Source organism: Acinetobacter sp. AL9, assembly GCF_041464035.1.
GTDB lineage: Bacteria > Pseudomonadota > Gammaproteobacteria > Pseudomonadales > Moraxellaceae > Acinetobacter > Acinetobacter towneri.
This window is the reverse complement of the sequence record NZ_JAYFSK010000040.1, coordinates 1-22,196: the sequence shown is the minus strand read 5'-3', so window position 1 is coordinate 22,196 and position 22,196 is coordinate 1. Positions and strand designations below refer to the sequence as shown.

Below are 22,196 nucleotides of genomic sequence, written 5' to 3'. Positions count from 1 at the left end.
TATTTAAGTGATGTGCTGAAAAGGTTGCCGACACATAAAGTGACTCAGATTGAAGAATTGCTACCACACCGCTGGAAACCTGAACCGAATTAAAAAATAGGCATGGGGTTCAGCGGACGCTTACCTATGTGCTAACGAATGGTTAGCTTTTCGACCAAATAGTCGATAAATACACGTACAGCAGGTAATAAACCACGGCGTGATGGATAGACGGCATGGAAAATACCATGCGGTGCGTGCCAGTCGGGTAAAACACGAATCAATTCACCCGATGCAACATAATCTTCAACAATCGTGTCAGGCAACAACACAATGCCACAATTTTGTCGTGCCAATTGCGCTAGCATCATTAAATCTGAACCCATGACTGTAGGGTTGACCTTAATTTTTTTCGGTTGCTGTTGTTGATCATGCACAACCATGTATTGATCTAAATGCTCATCCGACATGCTTAAAATTTTATGATGACTTAAATCTTCAGGTTTTTTCAAATCGCCAAATTCATTCAAATAAGCCTGACTGGCAAATAGATGTTGTTCGATGTTGCTGAATTTGCGAATCACCAAACTTGGATCATCATCTAAATTTGAGCGGACACGCAGGGCAATGTCGATCCCTTCGTTGACGATATCGACACGACGGTTGCTGACAATTAGCTGTACTTTAATTTCAGGGTAGGCTTTCAAAAACTCAGGCAAGATTTTGGCAATTTCATTTTGTGCAATTGAAACAGGTAAGCTGACTTTAATTACACCACGCGGTTGAATACTTAGGTGATCGACCAAGTCGTGCGCGGCTTGGGCAGCATTCATCATTACTTGCGCATGCCGATACACATTCATACCAATTTCTGTGACCGCAAAATGACGTGAGCTGCGCTGAATTAAACGCACACCTAAGCGTTCTTCTAGGTTGTGTACGCGTCGGCTAAGTTTGGATTTTGGAATATCGGTGGCGCGTTCTGCTGCACTAAATCCACCATGTTCGACCACTTGGGCAAAACAATAAAAATCATCCAAATCTGTAAGCATGACTAAATTCCATTTATGCAACAATACTTAAATTAAAGTGGCATCGTTGCATGTTGTCAATCTTTAATTGTGCTTTATTGCTGTGCTTTTTGCAGAATCTCTAAAACTTGTCGGTATTCTTCTAAACGGGCTAAATCACGTGCTGTAGGATTGGGAATACGCGTTAAATTCATGTTGTCTTGCACATCTGCAATTTTTACAGCACAGGCAAGCGGGTTTTGTGCAGTACGCATAGCCGCTTGAACACGAGTTTCATGCGGCAGTTTGGTGAGCGCCTGAATTGCTTGAATAATATGCGTTTGAAATCCTAAATTTTGCAGGTCTTGTGCTGTGGTGTGGGTATCTTCAAGAATGTCGTGCAGTACAGCGACAATTTGCTGATCGGGCTGTTGTAATTGCAACATTACACGTAAGGGATGCAAAATATAAGGCTGACCGCCTTTATCTAGCTGCCCTGTATGTTGTTGTACTGCAAGTGTAATTGCATTTTCTAGAGTTGCCATAAGTATAATTAAAAAAATTTCTATAATTATAAACCGTGCTTAGCGCAAAATATAGAAATTGCTTGTTATGATGCAAACAGATTTTATGTTTATCTATTTTACTATTGGTGATGCTGCTCTATGCCATATCAACTCATTGAACTGAATACGCCTGCGACTGAAAATTTGCTTTGCCCACATTGCCAACATGCTGTTATTGATTGGGCAGAAGAACAATATATTCAGCCTTGCGAGCATACTTTGTTTGTCGCAATGGATTTGGGTTTTGAATATGCCTCAGATGTATTTGAACAAAGCATGCCACGCAGTGTCGATGAAATTCATGCACATGATGATCAGTTGGATATGTGGCAAGAACTGACTTCAAGTCGTTATCCGCAATATTTGATTTATAAAACGGATTTAGGCGTGCAAGGTTTATCTCGCTATGTTGGATTTACCGCGGCTTAATTGCACTTAACTTAGAGAGTCTAAGATATAAAAATAGGGAAATTCAAAAGCTGAATTTCCCTATATTTTGATGGATTAGATATTTTTTCTGCGTTTAGCTCTCCATATCTTCTTCTATTTCATCATCGGCACTGTCCATTCCTAATTCTTTGAGTTTTCGCGTCAAAGTATTACGTCCCCAACCCAATAATTCAGCGGCATGACGTTTACGTCCACGGGTTTGTTGCAGTGCAGCATTAATTAAGGTGCGTTCAAACATTGGAATGGCGATATCCAGAAGTTTCATCTCGCCATTTTTTAACTTTTGTACTGCCCATTGCCCAAGTAATTCATCCCAATGCTGCATAGATACCCGATCTGCCACATGAAGCGCAGAATGTTCGGCTAATTTTTCAATTGGAATTTGCTTGAGTTCGGTTGGTAAATCTTCAGGATAGACCTCACGTCCTGTAATCATCACGGTAAGCCAGCGACAAGTGTTTTCCAATTGGCGCACGTTACCTTGCCACGGCAATTGCTGCATATATTCGACTGTTTCAGGACGCAATATTTTTGGACTCACGCCTAATTCTTTGCCTGCACGTGCCAAAAAGTGCTGTGCCAACATTGGAATATCTTCACTGCGATGCGCCAGTTTAGGAATATGAATCCGAATGACGTTCAGGCGATGATATAAGTCTTCACGGAAGCGTCCATCTTGTACCAGTTTTTCCAAATCCTGATGTGTTGCTGCGACAATCCGTACATCCACTTTGACAGGAATATGTCCACCAACCCGATAAAATTCACCATCTGCCAAGACGCGCAATAAGCGGGTTTGGGTTTCAAAAGGCATATCACCAATTTCATCTAAAAACAAGGTGCCGCCGTTGGCTTGTTCAAAGCGTCCCTGACGTTGTGTATTGGCACCTGTAAATGCACCTTTTTCATGTCCAAAAAGTTCGGTTTCAATCAAATCTTTCGGAATGGCTGCCATATTCAGCGCAATAAATGGTTTGCTGCTACGCGGTGAGTGGCGATGCAGTGCATGCGCCACCAACTCTTTGCCTGTACCTGATTCACCATTAATGAGCACAGTAATGTGTGATTGCGATAAACGACCAATCGCACGAAACACTTCCTGCATGGCAGGCGATTCACCAATAATTTCTGTCGATTGAATTGGCTGCACTGTCGATTTTGCAGATTCTTGCTGTTGTAGTTTGGTGATATGCAAAATTGCACGATTGACTAAAGCAAGTGCTTCATCAATATCAAAAGGCTTGGGTAGGTATTCAAATGCACCTGTTTGATAGCTAGATACTGCCGATTCTAAATCGGAGTGCGCAGTCATAATAATCACAGGCAAGTCGGGATAACTGACTTTGACTTTGCCAAGAAAAGTTAAACCATCAATTCCAGGCATGCGAATGTCGGTCAAAATTACATCGGGTGCATCTTGGTTTAACTCATCTAGTGCAGACTGTGCTTCTTCAAAACTGGTGACTTCAAAACCTTCTTCTCTAAAAGTTTTTTCCAGTACCCAGCGCATTGCACGGTCATCATCAATCACCCAAATTTTATTTCGCGACATGACTCGCCTCCCAAGGTAAATATAAGCTAAATATTGTTTTTCCTGGAATGGATTGGCATTCAATCATTCCGTTATGTTGATGCATAATATTTTGTGCGATGCTCAAACCAAGTCCTGTACCGTTTGCGCGTCCAGTCACCAATGGATAAAACACGGATTCTAAAATGTCTTCAGGTACGCCTGGGCCGTTATCTTCAATATCAACACGCACCGTAGAGCGGTTCAGCACACCATTAATGGTAACCAAGCGTTGAATACGAGTTCTTAAAATCAATTCAGGTCGATGCTCGGTAAAGAAATCGGGATGTTCGGTCATGGCTTGTACTGCATTGGCGCAAATATTCAGCATGACTTGAATCAATTGATCGCGGTCTGCCATGACTTCAGGTAAAGAAAGGTCATAATCACGGATAATATTTATTTTGTTTTTAGTTTGATTGACGATCAGGCTGCGCACCCGTTCTAAAGGTTCGTGAATATTGACCAGTTCATAGCTTGGTAGTTGGCGTGAGCCGAGCATGGTATCGGCCAAGTTTCTTAAACGATCTACCTCGCTAATAATAATGTCGGTAAATTCATCATATTTCGGGTCATTTAAACTTCGTGCTAACAGTTGTGTCGCACCACGAATTCCTGCAAGCGGGTTTTTAATTTCATGTGCCACACCACGAATCAGCTGACGTGCGACTTGATGCTGTTGAATAAAGTTTTCTTCTTTGGAAATTTTGAGCATCCGATCAATCGGATTCAATTCAATCAGCAAAAGAGGATGATAAGGCTTGCCTGCATTTAACTGTGATGCAGTGTAATCGACATGAATATCTTTAAAATTGACATTAATGGTCGCTTCACGGCGGGTGTAGGGTTGACCAGTTTTGATGGTATTCAGGAAAGCCTCTTGCGTATTGAACTCATCATCAGGCATGTGCAGCAAATTTAAAACGGGTTGCCCCGAAGCGCGAATTAAACTGATATCAAACAATGCTTCACAAGACGAGTTTAAATAAAAAATATTCAGGTCACGATCAACCAGTAAAATTGCGGTGCTGAGGTTATCCACCAAAAGACGATAGTCAATGCTCTGGGTCTGATCCATTCGTGAATGCTTCCTGTATGAAATATTGTGCAAGGGCATTGTCATCTGTCAGCCATGTTCCAAATTTGGATCGAATTGAGGCGAATTAAGCAAAATGCACGCCAACTTTTCGTTTTTAGTGCATTTATCACTGAAGAATCGGAAAAATGCGCAGGAACTGGACTGAATTTTCAAGATATAACGGATAACAGAAACACTGTAAATAAAAAATGCATTAAAATGGTGCAATATTTAAATCATTCAGCCTGAATGGTTGTATTTTGGTGCATTATGCAAAGAGTCGGCTATTTCTCTATTTTTATGCAAAGAAAAGTCATACAATACGCGCATTCTAGTGGAGTGCAGATTCTATGAAATCCCCCAAAGTCGGTTTTGTTTCTTTAGGTTGTCCTAAGGCATTGGTAGATTCCGAACGAATTTTAACTCAGTTAAAAACTGAAGGTTATGATGTCGCATCTGATTATGAAGGTGCTGACTTAGTTGTTGTCAATACATGTGGTTTTATTGAATCTGCAGTACAAGAGTCCTTAGACGCGATTGGCGAAGCCATGAATGCCAATGGTCGTGTCATTGTGACAGGTTGCTTGGGTAAAGATGAAGATAAAATTCGTCAAATGCATCCCAACGTATTAAAAGTGACTGGCGCGGCTGCTTATCAGGACGTGATGGAAGCGGTGCATCAATATGTTCCTGAGCCACCAAAACATAATCCATTTATTGATTTGGTACCTGAACAAGGCATTCGTTTGACGCCTAAACATTATGCCTATCTTAAAATTTCAGAAGGCTGTAACCATCGCTGTACTTTCTGCATCATTCCAAGCATGCGTGGCGATTTAGTTTCGCGTCCTGTGGGTTCGGTATTAGAAGAAGCTGCGGCACTGAAACGTGCAGGCGTAAAAGAAGTATTGGTAATTTCTCAAGATACTTCTGCCTACGGCGTAGATACCAAATACAAATTGGACTTTTGGAACGGTCAGCCTGTTAAAACCAAATTCTATGATATGTGTGAAGCCTTAGGGCAGTTAGGCATTTGGGTGCGTTTGCACTATGTCTATCCATATCCGCATGTCGATGCTGTGATTGACTTAATGGCTCAAGGCAAGATTTTGCCTTATTTAGATATTCCGTTTCAGCATGCCAGCCCGAAAGTGTTAAAGCTAATGAAGCGTCCTGCACACAGCGAAAACACTTTAGAGCGTTTAAAGCTGTGGCGTGAAAAATGCCCTGAGTTAGTTATTCGTTCTACCTTTGTGGTGGGTTTCCCTGGTGAAACAAAAGAAGATTTCCAAATCTTGCTGGATTGGCTCAAAGAAGCGCAACTAGACCGTGTGGGTTGTTTTACCTATTCACCAGTTGAAGGTGCCGCAGCAAACGACTTGCCAGATCATGTGCCAGAAGAAATCAAGCAAGAACGCTATGAGCGTTTTATGCAGGTTCAGCAAGAAATTTCAGCAGCTAAACTGCAAAAACGTATTGGTCAAACCATGACCGTGTTGGTAGATGATTTGGAAGAAGAATTTCCAGTCGCAGTGGCACGTTCTTATGCAGATGCGCCAGAAATTGATGGCAACGTCTTTGTAGAAGATATTGACAAGAGCGTGATTAAAGCAGGTGATTTACTTGAAGTTGAAATTACCGATGCCGATGAATACGACTTATTTGCCAAGCTGATTCAGGTCAAATCTGCATAATGCTTTGCAGATTTGGATTGCTAGCTGTAAGCCATACAAATTGTAAAAAATTAAAGTTTAGAATTTAGAATTGGAGTAATGACAATGTTAGATTCAAAAAAGCCACGTTATGCACGTATCTTGTTGAAACTATCGGGTGAGGCACTTGCGGGTAATAAAGACATGGGGATTGATGCGCAAGTGCTCGATCAAATGTCTTTGGCAATTGCACACTTGGTCGGTTTAGGTGTGCAAGTGGGTATTGTTGTCGGTGGTGGTAACTTATACCGTGGCAGCCAATTACAAAAAGATGGTTTAGTCGGCCGTGTAACAGGCGACCAAATGGGTATGTTGGCAACGGTGATGAACGGTTTAGCCATGCGTGATGCCTTGGTGCGCCGTAACATCAAAACCCGTTTAATGTCTGCATTGCCTATTGGTACAGTGGTTGAGTCTTACTCAAGCCGTGATGCGATTCGTCACCTGACTCAAGGTGAAGTGTGTGTGTTCGTTGCGGGTACAGGCAATCCATTCTTTACCACAGATACAGCAGCATGTTTACGTGGTATCGAAATTGAAGCTAACTTGATCTTAAAAGCGACCAAAGTAGATGGCGTATATAACAAAGATCCAAGCAAATACGAAGATGCGGTGAAATATGACACACTTACATTTGACCAGGTGTTGGATGAAAAATTAGGTGTTATGGATTTAACTGCAATCTGCTTATGCCGCGATCACAATGTGCCGTTGCAAGTTTTTGATATGAATAAAGCAGGTGCATTGCTTTCTGTAGTGATGGGCGAAAAAGAAGGAACTCACGTTACGAACTAATGTACGTGAGCCACAAAGCTCTTTATACTACGGTTTAATTTAACCCTATATTTTGACTCAAATTTTAGAATACAGTAAGGAAGATCTTATGATTAACGATCTTAAAAAAGACAGCGAAGAACGTATGAGCAAGACTTTAGAGTCTTTAGAACATGGTTTTGCCAAAGTACGTACAGGTCGTGCACATCCATCAATTTTAAATGGTGTGATGGTTTCTTACTACGGTTCCGATGTGCCACTTAACCAAGTAGCCAACATTGGTGTAGAAGATTCACGTACCTTATTGGTTCAGCCATTTGAGCGTTCAATGGTGTCTGCAATTGATAAAGCAATTCGTGAGTCAGATTTGGGTCTAAACCCAATCACAGCCGATGCAATTCGTGTACCGCTTGCAGCATTGACTGAAGAAACTCGTCGTGACATGCAAAAAGTTGCGCGTTCTGAAGCAGAAAATGCCAAAGTTGCTATTCGTAACATCCGCCGTGATGTATTGGGCGACATCAAAGCATTATTGAAAGAAAAAGAAATTTCTGAAGATGATGAGCGCCGTGCAGCAGATGACATCCAAAAAATCACAGACAAATACGTTGCAGAAGTAGACAAGCGTCTTGCTGCAAAAGAAGCTGAGTTGATGAAGGTCTAATCAATGACCACATCGGAAGACAGCGCGTCTTTGCCAAAACATGTTGCCATCATTATGGATGGCAACAATCGTTTTGCAAAAAAAAATCAAATGCAAAAAGGGGAAGGACATCGCTCTGGTAAAGATGTACTTGACCCGATTGTTGAACATTGTAGAAAAAAACACATTCAAGCTTTAACCGTTTTTGCTTTTTCGAGTGAAAACTGGAATCGTCCGCAGTTTGAAGTGGATTTACTCATGCAATTGCTGGAAACCACAATTCATGAGCAATTACCACGCATGGAAAAATTCAATATTGCCTTACGTTTTATTGGTGACCGTTCACGTTTGTCGCCGCATTTGCGTGAGTTAATGTTGCATGCCGAACAAAGGACTGCTAATTTCAACAGCATGACACTCACAATTGCCATTAGTTATGGTGGTATGTGGGATATGGCACAAGCTGCAAAACAAATTGCTGCAGATGTTGTGGCGCATAAAATTGATATTGAACAAATAGATACACAACTTTTTGGTCAATATGTCAGTCTGGCAGACCTACCACCTGTCGATCTGTTGATTCGTACAGGTGGCGATTTTAGATTGTCCAACTTTTTACTTTGGCAAGCTGCGTATGCTGAATTGTATTTTACCCAAACCTTGTGGCCTGAATTTAGCATAGAAGAATTTGACGATGCACTGGCAGTATTTGGTGGTCGCGAACGTCGTTTTGGTAAAACTTCTGAGCAAATTCAGCAAGAGAAAATTGAGAATTAATACATGTTAGAGCGGATTATTACCGCATTGGTATTGGTCGCTGTAGTATTGAGTTGCATGTTTGCAACTCAGTCTCATTATCCAATGTTTATGCTGATGATTGTTGCAGCAGGGGTTGCGGGCTATGAGTGGTTCAAACTCATGCCAAGAAAAACAAATTACGTACTCAAGCCTATGGCTTGGGGCTTTGGTATATTGACTGCCGCTTTGGCAGCGATGGCACTGTATTTTAGTGATATTGCCTTGTTACTTTGGGCAGCTTCAATTTTTACATGGTTACTTAGTATTTATTGGGTTAAATCTTATCCAGAATACGATGCATGGTATAACCCAAGCTTAAGTTTTATTGGTTTTATTCTAATTTCTGCTGCAGTCACTGCAATTTTTTCCGTATGGAATAGTTCGCCGTGGTGGTTAATGTACTTGTTCTTGTTGGTTTGGGGTGCAGACTCAGGTGCTTATTTTGTTGGGCGTAAACTGGGCAAGAAAAAACTTGCACCGAATGTCAGTCCAAACAAATCAGTAGAAGGCTTATATGGCGGTGTTTTTACTGCCATGCTAATCGTGATTGTTGTTGAAGTGGTGTATTTAGACCTGACTTTGGCACAACATATTTTATTCCTGATTCTTTCGGTGATTACGGTATTTAGCTCGGTATTGGGCGATTTATTTGAATCCATGATCAAACGCCGTGCAGGTATTAAAGACTCTGGGCGCGTCTTGCCAGGTCATGGTGGTGTGCTAGATCGGATTGATTCTTTGCTTGCAGCAGCTCCAATTTTTGCTGCGGGTATGTATGTTTTAAAACTTATTGGCGTAGATTTATAAATGTCACAAGCTGTTTGTATCTTGGGTGTGACAGGTTCAATTGGACAAAGCACCCTAAAAGTACTGCAACAACATCCAGAGCAGTATTCAGTTTTTGCCGTGACGGCGCACAGCCGAATTCAAGAACTGGTTCAAATATGCAAACAGTACCATCCTAAAATTGTGGTTGTACCTGCGTCAAAAGTTGATGAGTTACAGCAATCACTTGCACAGCAACATATTTCTGAAATTGAAATTCTAAGCGATGAAGCGGGTCTAATCGCAGTTGCCGAACATCCTGAAGTGGATGTGGTAATGGCAGCCATTGTTGGTGCGGCAGGTTTGTTACCTACACTGGCTGCGGTTAAAGCGGGTAAACGCGTATTATTGGCCAATAAAGAAGCTTTGGTGATGTCGGGTGACATCATGATGCAGGCGGCACGTGAACATGGAGCTTTGTTATTGCCTGTAGATTCTGAACATAACGCGATTTTCCAATGTTTGCCTGAACATTATTTACAGGCTGAGCGGAATGGACAACCTAAGTTAGGTGTATCACAAATTTTACTGACTGCTTCGGGCGGCCCATTTTTAAACCACAGCCTAGAAGAACTGCAACACGTTACTCCTGCACAAGCTTGCAAACATCCAAATTGGTCTATGGGACAAAAAATTTCGGTAGATTCTGCAACCTTAATGAACAAAGGTTTGGAATTAATCGAAGCGTGTCATCTTTTTGCAATTTCAGAACACTTTGTTACAGTGGTGGTGCATCCACAGAGTATTATTCATTCCATGGTTCAATATGTGGATGGTTCAACTTTGGCGCAAATGGGTAATCCTGATATGTGTACGCCAATTGCGCATGCTTTGGCGTGGCCGCAGCGTATCCAAACGCATGTTCCGCCTTTAGATTTGTTTGTCAATCATCAGCTTGATTTTCAAGCACCCGATACCACCCGTTTTCCTGCTTTAAGTCTGGCACGTCAAGCCATGCAAGAAGGTGGTTTAGCACCTGCTATTTTAAACGCAGCAAACGAAATTGCAGTTGCAGCATTCTTGCAGCAAAAAATTCGTTTTACCGAAATCGCGACAGTGGTTGAGCATACCCTGAACCAAATACAAAATTCAGCCGCAGAAAGCATTGAACTGATTTTGCAGGCAGACCAAAATGCCCGTGCTGTTGCACAGCATTTTGTGTTGAATAAAGGAAGCTAAAGCATGAGTGCCTTATTTATTGTGGTTGCAGCGATTCTTTTGCTAGGACCTTTAATTGCAATTCATGAGTTTGGGCACTACTTTGTTGCACGTAAATTAGGTGTCAAAGTTTTGGTGTATTCCATCGGCTTTGGACCGACCATTTTAAAATGGACTTCTAAAAAATCGGGGATTCAATATCAGCTTTCGGCATTGCCTTTGGGTGGCTATGTCAAAATGCTAGATGAACGCGAAGAAAGCGTTGCAGAAGAAGACCTACCTTATGCCTTTAACCGTCAGCATCCGTGGAAACGTATTGCGATTGTGGCAGCAGGTCCGTTAATCAACCTGATTTTTGCCATATTATTGTTCTGGCTATTATTTTTACCCTCTCAAGAACAGTTGAATACCCGTGTGGGTAAGGTACTGGCAGATACACCTGCGGCGGCAGCGCAAATGCAAGTAGGTGATAAGATTACCGCCATTGATGGTACGCCTGTGACGACATGGGAAAAGCTGAACTTTGCCTTGGTAGATCGTGTAGGTGAAACAGGCAAGATTCAGGTACAGGCCGAACGTGCAGGTGAAATCAAAACATTTAGCTTACCCATTCAAAATTTCTTAAATGATCAATCCCAATCACCTTTAGATATCTTGGGTTTTACACCGTATCGCCCACAAATTCCTGCAATTGTCAGTAAGTTAAGTGAAGATGGTGCGGCCATTCGTCAAGGTATGCAAGTCGGCGATCAAATTATTGCGATTGATGGCGTCAAAATGAATGACTGGTACGATGTGGTACAAGTTGTTCAAGTATCGCCAGAAAAATTACTGAAAGTAGATGTGCTGCGTAACAATCAAGTACAGCAACTGGAAGTGATGCCGCAAGGCAAACGTGACAATATGGGCAATGTTTCGGGTGTATTGGGTGTGCAAAGTGATCCTGGAAAAATTGTCATTCCAGAAGATTTTAAGCAAACCATTCAATACAGCCCGAGTGAAGCTTTATTTATGGCGGTAGATAAAACAGGTCAGCTGTCTAGCATGATTCTGAATTCTATTGTCAAAATGGTACGTGGTTTAATTGGTTTAGATAACTTATCAGGCCCAATTACTATTGCCAAAGTCGCAGGGCAAAGTGCGGAAATGGGGTGGCAAACTTTTATTTCCTTTATGGCACTTATGAGCGTAAGCTTAGGAATTCTAAATTTATTGCCAATTCCAATGTTGGATGGCGGGCATTTAGTTTATTATTTTATCGAGCTGATTCGTGGAAAACCTGTTTCTGAACAAATACAATTAGTTGGTTTAAAAATTGGTATGGTACTGCTTGGAAGTATGATGCTCCTTGCATTATTTAATGACATTATGCGTTTATAACAACGTAGATACGAAATAAATTTAACACTGGAAAAGACTGGCATGCAGCACACACATTTATTTATGCCCTTGGCACTGGTTAGTGCAATGGCGGCAACACAACAAGTATATGCAGCAGATGAATTTATTGCGCGAGATATAAAAATAGATGGTCTTGTTCGTTTAACGCCAGCCAATGTCTATGGAATGATTCCAGTGAATAGTGGTGATCGTGTCAATGAAGCAGTGTTGGCCAATGCGATTCGTTCACTCTATGCCACAGGTTTGTTTGATGACATTCAGGCCAGTCGTGAAGCCGACACTTTAGTGTTTAAAGTGGTTGAGCGCCCAATCATTTCTAAGGTTGAATTTAAAGGCAATAAACTGATTCCAAAAGAAGCGTTGGAAGATGGTTTAAAGAAAATGGGTGTGGCTGAAGGTGAAGTACTGAAAAAGTCAGCACTACAAACTTTAGAATCTGAACTTGAACAGCAGTATATGCAGCAAGGTCGTTATGATGCGGATGTACGTGTCATTACCACAGCACGTCCAAATAACCGTGTAGATTTAACTGTAGAGTTTGTTGAAGGCAAAGCTGCCAAAGTGGTAGATATCAACATCATTGGTAATACGGTATTTAAAGAAAGCGACATTAAGCAGGCGTTTGCAGTTAAAGAAAGTAGCTGGAGTTCGATTGTTACCCGTAATGACCGCTATGCACGCGAAAAAATGGCAGCAAGCTTGGAAGCATTACGTGCGTTATATCTTAATAAAGGTTATATCAACTTCAATATCACTAACTCTAGCTTGAATTTGAGCGAAGACAAAAAGCATATTTTTGTTGAAGTTTCGGTGGATGAAGGTGAGCAATTCAAGTTTGGCGAAAGCAAGTTCTTGGGCGATGCTTTATACAAACCAGAAGAACTTACGGCACTGAAAATTTATAAAGATGGTGAAACCTATTCACAAGAAAAAGTGAATGCGGTGAAACAATTGTTGCTGCGTAAATATGGTAATGCAGGCTATTACTATGCCGAAGTGAATATTGTTCCGCAAATTGACAAAGAAACTAAACTGGTAGATTTAAACTACTACATCAACCCAGGTCAGCAAGTTACAGTGCGTCGTATTAACTTCGCTGGTAACAGTAAAACCGCCGATGAAGTACTGCGTCGTGAAATGCGTCAAATGGAAGGCGCATTGGCAAGCAATGAAAAAATTGATTTGTCTAAAGTCCGTTTAGAGCGTACAGGTTTCTTTAAAACCGTTGATGTCAAGCCTGTGCGTATTCCAAATGTGCCAGACCAAATTGACTTAAATGTAAATGTAGAAGAACAGCACTCAGGTACAAGTACTTTAGCGGTAGGTTTCTCGCAAAGCGGTGGTGTGACGTTCCAAGCTGGTTTAAGCCAAACTAACTTCTTAGGTACGGGTAATTCGGTTTCGATTGATTTGTCGCGTTCTGAAACACAAGACTATTATAATCTGAGTGTGACCGACCCATACTTCACGATTGATGGTGTACGTCGTGGTTATAACATGTACTACCGTAAAACCAAACTGGACGATGACTATAACGTAAACAACTATGTGACAGATAGTTTTGGTGGTGGCATTAACTTCGGTTACCCAATTGATGAAAACCAAAGCATCAGTGCGGGTTTAAATATTGACCAAACTGAAGTGACTACAGGGCCTTATGTCTCGACTTATGTGCGTGATTACTTATTGGCGCATGGCGGTAAGGCAACTGGCAAAGCTGAAGATGTTTGTATTGGTACTATAGAAAACTTGTATGAGGATCCTGATGATTCAACAAAAATAACTGGTACTAAATGTAATGGTCAGACTGTTGATTATGATAATGAATTTAACGGTGATTTCCTAACGTATAACTTAAACTTGGGTTGGTCATATAACACCTTAAACCGTCCGATTTTCCCAACCAATGGTATGTCGCATCGTGTGAATGCTGAAATTGCCTTACCGGGCAGTGATGTAGAATTCCAAAAAGTCACTTATGATGCTCAAGCCTATTTCCCATTAGGTCATGATTTTGTCTTACGTGGGTATGGTAAGTTAGGTTTTGGTAATGATTTACCGTTCTATAAAAACTTCTATGCGGGTGGTTTTGGTTCAGTACGTGGTTATGACAACAGTACCTTGGGTCCAAAATACCCAGGTGTAACTTATAGTGAATCAAGATCTAAAGATAATGACTATGAGGAAGTGGGTGGTAACGCACTGATCCAATTTGGTACAGAGTTGGCTTTGCCTTTACCATTTAAAGGGGATTGGACGCGTCAAGTTCGCCCAGTGATTTTTGCTGAAGGTGCGCAAGTCTTTGATACGCAGTGTGATGTGCCATCTGGTAAGTTATATATGTCTGGTGAGGCAAGTGACCCAGGTGTAGATGCGAAACAATACTGTAAAGACAACTACGGCTTTGACTTCGGTGAAATGCGTTATAGCGTGGGTGTAGGCTTTACATGGATTACCATGATTGGTCCGTTGTCACTTAGCTATGCATATCCATTGAATGATAAACAAGGCGATGACACCAAAAATATCCAATTTGAAATTGGTCGTACTTTCTAAGTACGACTCGTGTTGGATTGTTTAAACACAGGATGTAGCATATGAAAAAAACAATATTGAGTTTGGCATTGTTGGGTTTATCTACAATGGCAGCAGTAGCACATGCTGCAGGCTATGGTGTAGTAAGTTTAGAGCGTGTTGTAGAAAATAGCAGTTATCTCAAACAGCAAAATTTAGCTTTGCAGCAGTCGGTCAAACCACAAACCACTAAGCTTGAACAGCTGACAAAAGAGTTGGAAGCCATGCAGCAGCGAGCGCAGCAGGCTACGAATTTGTCAGATACTGAAAAGCAAAAAATGAATACACAGTTTCAAGCGAAATTGAAAGAATTTAATGGTTTGCAACAAGTGGTACAAACCCGTGTTCAGTCAGAATTGCACAAAATTAACGATGGTTTTGAAACTCGTTTAAAGCAAGTTGCTGAACAATTGCGTAAAGAAAATGGTTTAGATGTAGTTTTGAATAAAAACTCGGCACTTGCCTATGACCCGAAGTATGATTTAACTGATAAAATGATCCAAAAGGTCAACGCACTTAAATAATCAATGAGTTCCCAACATTATCGCTTAGAAGAAATTGCTGGTTTAGTTCAAGGTCAATACATTGGACAAGCCGATTTACGTTTGCAAGGTTTGGCAAGCCTTGAGTCTGCTCAGGCGCATCAACTTGCATTCGTGAATGGCGATAAATATTTAGCGCAAGCACGTAGCTCCCAAGCGGGGGCTTTAATTGTGACCGCTTCACTACAAGCCGAGTTAGACAATCATCACAACTTTATTGTGGTCGATAATCCATATTTGGCTTTTGCAATTTTGACTCATGTATTTGAGCGCAAGCATACGCAACGTGGTATAGAAAGCACAGCCCAAATCCATCCATCAGCCATCATCGCCGATAGTGCCTATATTGGTCATTACGTCGTAATTGGTGAAAATTGTGTGGTGGGTGACAATACGATTGTGCAATCGCACTGTAAAATTGATGACTTTGTCGAAATTGGTCAACAGTGTTTTATTGATTCACACGTGACTTTGACAGGCGCAGCCAAGCTTGGACATCGTGTGCGCATACACGCCAATACTGTAATTGGCAGTGAAGGCTTTGGCTTTGCACCTTATCAAGGCAAATGGCATCGTATTGCACAGTTGGGTTCGGTGATTATTGGCAATGACGTTCGTATTGGCTCGAATTGCAGCGTAGATCGCGGTGCACTAAATGATACAATTTTGGAAGATGGTGTCATTATTGATAACCTTGTGCAAATCGCACATAACGTCAAATTAGGTGCTCATACGGCCATTGCAGCAAAAACTGCCGTGGCTGGAAGTGTGACAATTGGCAAAAACTGTATCATTGGTGGTGGAAGTGCAATTTCAGGGCACTTAAATATTGCTGATAATGTGACTTTGACAGGAATGTCAATGGTCACAAATAATATTTCTGAATCAGGAAAATATTCGTCAGGTATAGGCTTGTTTGAAAATCAAAAGTGGAAACGTACTGTTGTGCGCCTCAGACAATTAGCAGATGTGCCATTGACCCAATTGGTGAAAAGACTTGATGATATGCAATCTCAAATTGAGTCCCTTGAATCAACTTTTAAATTGCGTAAATAATTATGATGACTGAGTCGAATTCTAGCACCTTCACTAAACCTGAATTGCCAATGCACATTCAAACCATTCGTGAATATTTACCCCATCGCTATCCGTTTTTATTGGTAGACCGCATTGTAGAAGTCACTGATAACGGTATCGTGGGTTATAAAAACGTATCTATCAATGAAGAATTCTTGCAAGGACACTTCCCGAATTATCCGATCATGCCGGGTGTTTTAATCGTTGAGGCGATGGCACAAGTGTCGGGTATTTTAGGTTTTATCATGAATAATGAGAAACCGAGCGCAGGTTCTTTGTTCCTTTTTGCAGGCGCAGAAAAAGTTCGATTTAAAAAACAAGTCGTTGCAGGCGATCAACTTGTATTAAAATCTGAATTAGTTATGCAAAAACGAGGCATTTACAAATATAATTGTATCGCCACCGTTGATGGCGTCGTCGCAGCAACCGCGGAAATTATGGTTTCGCATCAGAAAACAGAGCAAGCATGAGCAATAACCCACTCATTCACCCAACCGCTATTATTGACTCATCTGCAGTAATCGCTTCAGATGTCACGATTGGTCCATACTGTATTATTGGCCCAAATGTAACGATTGGTGAGGGTACAAAACTTCATTCGCATGTGGTGATTGGTGGTTACACCCGTATTGGTCAGCACAATGAAATTTTCCAGTTCGCCAGCGTAGGTGAGGTCTGTCAGGACTTAAAATATGCAGGTGAGGAAACTTGGCTAGAAATTGGTGATCACAACAAAATTCGTGAACACTGCAGTTTGCATCGTGGTACGGTGCAAGACAATAGCCTGACCAAAATTGGTAGTCACAACTTACTTATGGTCAATACGCATATCGCACATGACTGTATGGTGGGTGATCACAATATTTTTGCCAATAACGTGGGTGTGGCAGGTCATGTGCATGTTGGGGATTATGTGGTTGTCGGTGGAAACTCTGGTATTCACCAATTCTGTAAAATTGACTCTTATAGCATGATTGGTGGTGCATCGCTTATTCTTAAAGATGTGCCTGCGTATGTCATGGTTTCTGGTAATCCTGCACATGCATTTGCAATGAATGTGGAAGGAATGCGTCGTAAAGGCTGGTCGAAGGATGTGATTCAAGGTCTTCGTGAAGCCTTTAAACTCATTTACAAATCTGGATTAACCACTGAGCAAGCCATTCAGCAAATTCGCAGTGATATTTTGCCAAATGTGGCAGAAGCGCAGCGTTTAATTGATTCTTTAGAACAATCTGAACGTGGTATTGTGCGTTAAGGTTTGAGTTTACCGAATACGGCAAGCTTCAGAATATTAAAAGACATCCTCGGATGTCTTTTTTTATTGGCTTATTTTAAAAATCTTGCTTCTTCAGACTTTGGATATTGGCTCAGAATTTTACTTTTGTATTGCGCTGCTAAAGTAGGTTTGTGATCTACATCTTGCGCTATGCTATATAAGCGATATAAGGCACTTGATGCTTTTGCAGATTGGGGATACTTTGTTGCTACAATTTCAAAATTCTTTTTGGCTTCGCTGTAATTGGTCGGTTCAATCGCTAAATTAAACTCAGCTAACCAAAAATAAGCATTGCTGATATACACACTGTTTGGGTGGTTTTTAATAAAGTTTTGCATGGGTGCAATGGCTTTTTTAGCACCACCTTGTTTATAGGCATCCAATGCAACAGTATAGGCTGCTTTTTCTAGCTCAATATTGGTATTTAAACCTTGAGCTGTTGGGCTAACATGCGTTGTATTTTGCGCAGATTGCGGGGCATTGCTATTTAACTGGTTGTTGCTGGTGACTGGGTGCAGTATCCTTTTGGTTATCCTCCTCAGCGGTAGGAGTAGATTCAGGGTCTATTTTTTGCTGGAGCAGTTCTAGACGTTGATCTAAATCGGTATAGCGATTTTGCAATTCATGTTTGAGCTGCGCAATTTCATTGTCTTGTTCTTCAATTTTGCCGCGTAACTGGCGGATGTCATTTTCAAGTTGCTGGTTTTTTTGCATCAACTGCCAATTGATATTGGTGGGTACATTGGCAGTTGCCATATTACTCGTTGCAATCGCAGGGCTATTGGCATACCTAGCACTGCTTTGGCTGAGATTGTGGCTTTCAATTGGAATATTGGCAAATACAGGCGTTGAGCACAGTAGGGCAAGAGCACAAAGTGCATGCTTTTTTAGCATAATTGAACATCCATCTTAATCTTGTGTAGGTGAGTCCTTGTAAGCATATTGGACTCAACCTGTTGATTTGGTCATTTTCCACATTTAAAACGTCCACGCGTGGAATTGCAATAAGCTTTTACAAACTTATCATCAATCTCAGCGCAATATGGGTAAATCTAGGATTTAAATCTCGAAATAATTTTATGATGGGTTAGTTAGACTAAATTTTAAATGACGTTATTCTATAAATGTCTTCAATTGTTTTTAAAATAATCAATTGGATAGCATTATAAAAGGAAATACAGAACAACGCTTGCAAGTTTGTTAAAAATCTCTATACTCTGTTTTTGCAATGGTAGCCCTGCTGGTTACTTCGCAATTGTACTCTACGAACCCCGTCAGGACCGGAAGGTAGCAGCGGTAGTGGAACTATGATGTGCCGAAGGCTTGCTGGTAGGGTTGCCACCAGTTTTGAAATAATAATTCTATTTATCTTCTACTTATTTTGATCTTATATCCACTATTTTAAAAATCCTGCTCTTTCCTACGAATTGCTTTCATAATCGCATCCATATCAAAGCCCCGATACTGTAAAAAACGAATTTGTTTGGCTTTAAGTTTTGGCTCGTTTGCGACTTCTGTGCCGAATTTTTTCACTTTCAGTTGATAGGCTTGTTCTGCCCAATCAGTTTCTTTAAGTTCTTCTGAAATTAAACTGCTATCCACTTTTTTGTTTTTAAGAGCCATTTTAATACGATTTGGCCCTTTACCTTGCCGCTTTTGGCTAGCCAGTAACATTTCTGCTAGGCGTTGATCACTCTGATAATTTTCACGTGCCAATTCATTGACTAACTCAATCACTTCATCACGGTTTTCTGCATATAAAGCCAGTTTTTCAATTAAGTCATTTTTAGAATATTCTTTACGCGTTAAGACAGCAAAGGCGTAGCTGCGTAGACGAGAACCTGTTAGTCCTGGGCGTTTGTTTTGCTGTTCGTCTTGGTCTTCATTGTGATTGTGTTCTTGATCATCAATGGCATCTGTATAAGCAGGGTATTGTTTATTAATGTTAGGCGCAGAATTTGAGGCAAAATGCAGGGCAGACGTTGTTTCGGAATATATCTGCTCAGTTCGGCTACATGATTGCTCATCTTCGCCAAATTGTTGTTTTAGCGCAGCGTAATCAATCAGTTTGGGGAATTTGTCTTCAGGCATGGTAATGCTTCCATATACAATAAAACGCTCCGTAGAGCGTTCTATTTAATTCAGTTTGTTGTGTTCATCTTAGCGTATGCTTAAACATCAAGTAAGTCGAATTCTTCTTCGTCTTTATCTTCTACAGGTGCTGCTTGACCTGTCGTGAGCAGTTGTTCACGAATAATCGCTTCGATGCCTTTAGCAAGCTCTGGATGTTCTTCAAGGTGGCGAATGGTGTTGTTTTTACCTTGACCAATTTTATCGCCTTGATAAGAATACCAAGCACCTGCTTTTTGCACGATATTTTGTTGAACAGCTAAATCGACCAGCTCGCCCAAATGGTTAACGCCTTTACCGTAAAGAATCTGGAACAATGCTTCTTTAAATGGAGGCGCCATTTTGTTTTTCACAACTTTGACTTTGGTTTCAGAACCAATAATCTCGTCGCCTTCTTTCACCTGACCTACACGGCGAATATCTAAACGAACAGAAGCATAGAACTTCAATGCGTTACCACCAGTTGTGGTTTCTGGGCTACCAAACATTACACCAATTTTCATACGAATTTGGTTAATGAAGATCACCATACAGTTCGAGCGTTTGGCATTACCTGTGATTTTACGCAAGGCTTGGCTCATTAAGCGTGCTTGTAAGCCCATGTGTGAGTCACCCATTTCGCCTTCAATTTCGGCACGAGGGGTTAAGGCAGCTACTGAGTCGACCACAATCATGTCGATAGCGCCAGAGCGTACCAACATATCGGCAATTTCAAGAGCTTGTTCACCGTTGTCTGGTTGCGATACTAAAAGATTGTCAATATCTACACCAAGTTTACGTGCATATTGAGGATCAAGCGCGTGTTCGGCATCAATAAAGGCACAAGTTCCACCAGCTTTTTGACATTCTGCAATGGCTTGCAAGGTCATAGTCGTTTTACCTGATGATTCAGGGCCGTAAATTTCAATGATACGACCTTTAGGTAAGCCACCAATACCCAATGCAATATCTAGGGTCAATGAGCCTGTAGATACGGCTTCTACCGCTTGCACAGTGTTGTCACCAAGACGCATGACTGTGTTCTTACCAAATTGTTTTTCAATCTGGCTTAACGCAGCGTTTAACGCCTTGCTTTTATTCTCATCCATCTTACAACCTCAATACGATGTCACGAAACAATATACTCAAGTGGATGCATTTACTTAAATCTTTTCCACATGCAATATAGTGACAGAATTTGTCCTGTAGTTCTATTTATATCACGGGCTGTGCGACAGCCTGTGACGCTCTATTTAATCATCATTATATGACCAAAATTGGTCAAATTGCTGATCATTCTCTTGTTTAAATTTGCTGATGTCACGACGGTCTTTTTTACTTGGTCGATGATCAGGTCGTGCTAGATTATGCAACTTTCTTTGGGTCGCAATCAATTCCCTGCGTGCAATACTCACTTCAGTTTCTTCATAAAGTTGCTGAGCGACAGGGGCAGGGCCGCGTACGCCGGATAATGCCTTGACCAATACGGTTTTCTTATCAAAACCTTGTTGAATGGTCAGCTCAGTTCCCACACGAATTTCTTTGGAAACTTTAACGCGCTCGCCATTGTGATGTACTTTGCCGCCTTCAATGGCAGCTTTTGCAATAGAGCGGGTCTTGAAAAAACGTGCAGCCCATAGCCATTTATCAATTCGGATCGTTTCAATGGCTTCGTGGGACGAAGTTTTAGGCATATTTTTGAGTGTCCTCAAATTGTTCTAAGACAGGAATTAAATCTGTTAATTGGTGCAACATAGGGTAATTACAAGTCTGACGCGTAGGTTTTGCTGAGGATGGCTGGGCAATACTATATAAGTGTCCAATCCCAAAGGCTTTAGCACCATTAAGCACCTTTTCGGTGTCATCTATAAAATAGCAATCTTCAGGATTAAATGCATGTTGTTGTTGCAATGTTTGCCAAAATTCAACGCGCTCTTTGGCATAACCAATACTTTCAGAACTAACAATCACTTCAAAATACTTTGCTAAACCTGTATGTGCTAATTTAAAGTCTAAACCTGCACAATCGGCATTGGTGGTGAGCCAAATGTGATAGCCATTATTTTTTAAATATTCCAGTAACTCGATAGCTTGTGGACGCAACGTGACTTGATCTTTATATTCAAGTTGCATCGCAAGCATATCTACACCCACTTTAGCCGTCCAAAAACGTGAGGAATACCACTCTAAGGTGTGGCTATGCGCTTGATAAAAATCGTATAAAATTTCTTTGCTGCGCTCTAAAGAACAGGCGTGTAATTCTGCATAGCGAATAGGCAGTTGTTCATTCCAAATAAAATCATCATAAGCGAGATCTAACAGCGTTCCGTCCATGTCAAACATGATGATATTTTTGTGCATTTAGACATCCTAAACCATAAAGCAATTGCCAAAAGGCAAATAAAACTGGCTCATTTAAACATGCTTGAGGCATAACTCAAAATGCTGTCTGATTATTCGCCAAATTGTGCTAGGCTAAATAAATAAGCACTGTACATGCGTTGCATATAAATTAGGTGAGATGGGGCATACGCGCCAACTTAAGGCTTAAACTGTTGAAATATATTATAATTATCGCTTGAAAAATAAAAAAGGTGGTTGTATTTATTAATGCGCTAACACAAAACACAACCACCGTGGCGTATCATGATTCA

General features: G+C 41.0%; 22 protein-coding genes, 1 other RNA gene and 1 pseudogene. 15 read left to right on the top strand and 9 right to left on the bottom strand.

The features are described from left to right. Nucleotides 1–93, top strand: a 93-nt coding sequence (locus ACEO2X_RS09830; protein WP_178867550.1) for a transposase domain-containing protein, incomplete at its 5' end; no start/stop codon positions are given. A gap of 38 nt (nt 94–131) precedes the next feature. Here ACEO2X_RS09830 and ACEO2X_RS09825 read toward each other — a convergent pair. Then, a complete protein-coding gene (locus ACEO2X_RS09825; RefSeq protein ID WP_178868185.1) occupies nt 132–1,031 on the bottom strand; it encodes a LysR substrate-binding domain-containing protein in 900 nt (299 codons plus the stop codon). Nucleotides 1,032–1,105: 74 nt separating this feature from the next. Then, nucleotides 1,106–1,534 carry an HD domain-containing protein gene (locus ACEO2X_RS09820; protein WP_004976725.1) on the bottom strand — a complete coding sequence of 143 codons (429 nt, stop codon included), beginning with the start codon at nt 1,532–1,534 and terminating at the stop codon, nt 1,106–1,108. Between the two features lie 120 nt (nt 1,535–1,654). Between ACEO2X_RS09820 and ACEO2X_RS09815 the strand changes: the two genes are divergently transcribed. After that, a complete protein-coding gene (locus tag ACEO2X_RS09815; protein ID WP_004976724.1) occupies nt 1,655–1,984 on the top strand; it encodes a hypothetical protein in 330 nt (109 codons plus the stop codon). Nucleotides 1,985–2,078: 94 nt separating this feature from the next. On the opposite strand, the gene glnG is transcribed toward ACEO2X_RS09815, so the two are convergent. Beyond that, nucleotides 2,079–3,557, bottom strand: a complete 1,479-nt coding sequence (glnG, locus tag ACEO2X_RS09810) for a nitrogen regulation protein NR(I) (RefSeq protein WP_096901419.1) — start codon at nt 3,555–3,557, stop codon at nt 2,079–2,081. Continuing rightward, nucleotides 3,544–4,653, bottom strand: coding sequence for a nitrogen regulation protein NR(II) (glnL, locus tag ACEO2X_RS09805; RefSeq protein WP_004976718.1), 1,110 nt, complete (start codon nt 4,651–4,653; stop codon nt 3,544–3,546). The genes glnG and glnL overlap by 14 nt, the downstream gene beginning before the upstream one ends. 350 nt (nt 4,654–5,003) lie before the next feature. Here glnL and rimO point away from each other — a divergent pair, with 350 nt between their 5' ends. The 12 genes from rimO to lpxA all read left to right on the top strand — a co-directional run bounded on the left by rimO (nt 5,004) and on the right by lpxA (nt 17,412). After that, entirely contained in the window at nt 5,004–6,347 is a 1,344-nt protein-coding gene (rimO, locus tag ACEO2X_RS09800; protein WP_371971949.1) for a 30S ribosomal protein S12 methylthiotransferase RimO, read from the top strand. A gap of 84 nt (nt 6,348–6,431) precedes the next feature. Next, nucleotides 6,432–7,160, top strand: a complete 729-nt coding sequence (gene pyrH / locus ACEO2X_RS09795; RefSeq protein WP_004976712.1) for a UMP kinase — start codon at nt 6,432–6,434, stop codon at nt 7,158–7,160. An 88-nt stretch (nt 7,161–7,248) separates the two neighbouring features. Then, a complete protein-coding gene (gene frr, locus ACEO2X_RS09790; protein ID WP_004976711.1) occupies nt 7,249–7,803 on the top strand; it encodes a ribosome recycling factor in 555 nt (184 codons plus the stop codon). Between the two features lie 3 nt (nt 7,804–7,806). Beyond that, a complete protein-coding gene (uppS, locus tag ACEO2X_RS09785) occupies nt 7,807–8,559 on the top strand; it encodes a polyprenyl diphosphate synthase (RefSeq protein WP_004976709.1) in 753 nt (250 codons plus the stop codon). 3 nt (nt 8,560–8,562) lie between these two features. Further along, nucleotides 8,563–9,387 (top strand): phosphatidate cytidylyltransferase, encoded by an 825-nt coding sequence (locus ACEO2X_RS09780; protein WP_371971947.1) that lies wholly within the window; start codon nt 8,563–8,565, stop codon nt 9,385–9,387. Continuing rightward, nucleotides 9,388–10,584, top strand: coding sequence for a 1-deoxy-D-xylulose-5-phosphate reductoisomerase (ispC, locus tag ACEO2X_RS09775; protein ID WP_179988733.1), 1,197 nt, complete (start codon nt 9,388–9,390; stop codon nt 10,582–10,584). A gap of 3 nt (nt 10,585–10,587) precedes the next feature. Next, nucleotides 10,588–11,943: an RIP metalloprotease RseP gene (gene rseP / locus ACEO2X_RS09770; protein ID WP_179988734.1), complete on the top strand. Its 1,356-nt coding sequence runs from the start codon at nt 10,588–10,590 to the stop codon at nt 11,941–11,943. Between the two features lie 42 nt (nt 11,944–11,985). Beyond that, nucleotides 11,986–14,520: an outer membrane protein assembly factor BamA gene (gene bamA / locus ACEO2X_RS09765; RefSeq protein WP_286381248.1), complete on the top strand. Its 2,535-nt coding sequence runs from the start codon at nt 11,986–11,988 to the stop codon at nt 14,518–14,520. A 41-nt stretch (nt 14,521–14,561) separates the two neighbouring features. After that, nucleotides 14,562–15,062 (top strand): OmpH family outer membrane protein, encoded by a 501-nt coding sequence (locus ACEO2X_RS09760; protein ID WP_104851908.1) that lies wholly within the window; start codon nt 14,562–14,564, stop codon nt 15,060–15,062. Nucleotides 15,063–15,065: 3 nt separating this feature from the next. Continuing rightward, nucleotides 15,066–16,136: a UDP-3-O-(3-hydroxymyristoyl)glucosamine N-acyltransferase gene (lpxD, locus tag ACEO2X_RS09755; RefSeq protein WP_004976698.1), complete on the top strand. Its 1,071-nt coding sequence runs from the start codon at nt 15,066–15,068 to the stop codon at nt 16,134–16,136. A gap of 2 nt (nt 16,137–16,138) precedes the next feature. Beyond that, on the top strand, nt 16,139–16,627 hold the full coding sequence (fabZ, locus tag ACEO2X_RS09750) for a 3-hydroxyacyl-ACP dehydratase FabZ (RefSeq protein WP_004976697.1): 489 nt from the start codon (nt 16,139–16,141) through the stop codon (nt 16,625–16,627). Beyond that, nucleotides 16,624–17,412, top strand: coding sequence for an acyl-ACP--UDP-N-acetylglucosamine O-acyltransferase (gene lpxA / locus ACEO2X_RS09745; RefSeq protein ID WP_019836491.1), 789 nt, complete (start codon nt 16,624–16,626; stop codon nt 17,410–17,412). Before fabZ ends, lpxA begins: the two co-directional genes overlap by 4 nt. A gap of 71 nt (nt 17,413–17,483) precedes the next feature. Here lpxA and ACEO2X_RS09740 read toward each other — a convergent pair. Beyond that, nucleotides 17,484–18,330, bottom strand: a pseudogene (locus ACEO2X_RS09740) (YbgF trimerization domain-containing protein). Nucleotides 18,331–18,671: 341 nt separating this feature from the next. Here ACEO2X_RS09740 and ffs point away from each other — a divergent pair. Next, nucleotides 18,672–18,768, top strand: an RNA gene (gene ffs / locus ACEO2X_RS09735) — signal recognition particle sRNA small type. A gap of 66 nt (nt 18,769–18,834) precedes the next feature. Here ffs and ACEO2X_RS09730 read toward each other — a convergent pair. The 4 genes from ACEO2X_RS09730 to ACEO2X_RS09715 all read right to left on the bottom strand — a co-directional run bounded on the left by ACEO2X_RS09730 (nt 18,835) and on the right by ACEO2X_RS09715 (nt 21,903). Continuing rightward, nucleotides 18,835–19,524 carry a regulatory protein RecX gene (locus ACEO2X_RS09730; protein ID WP_178868169.1) on the bottom strand — a complete coding sequence of 230 codons (690 nt, stop codon included), beginning with the start codon at nt 19,522–19,524 and terminating at the stop codon, nt 18,835–18,837. 80 nt (nt 19,525–19,604) lie between these two features. Further along, nucleotides 19,605–20,651, bottom strand: coding sequence for a recombinase RecA (gene recA / locus ACEO2X_RS09725; RefSeq protein WP_004976691.1), 1,047 nt, complete (start codon nt 20,649–20,651; stop codon nt 19,605–19,607). Between the two features lie 144 nt (nt 20,652–20,795). After that, the gene (locus ACEO2X_RS09720) at nt 20,796–21,236 is read right to left on the bottom strand and encodes an RNA-binding S4 domain-containing protein (protein ID WP_004976690.1); all 441 of its coding nucleotides are present in this window, start codon (nt 21,234–21,236) and stop codon (nt 20,796–20,798) included. Then, nucleotides 21,229–21,903: an HAD-IA family hydrolase gene (locus ACEO2X_RS09715; protein WP_096901429.1), complete on the bottom strand. Its 675-nt coding sequence runs from the start codon at nt 21,901–21,903 to the stop codon at nt 21,229–21,231. Before ACEO2X_RS09715 ends, ACEO2X_RS09720 begins: the two co-directional genes overlap by 8 nt. Nucleotides 21,904–22,196: the final 293 nt, after the last annotated feature.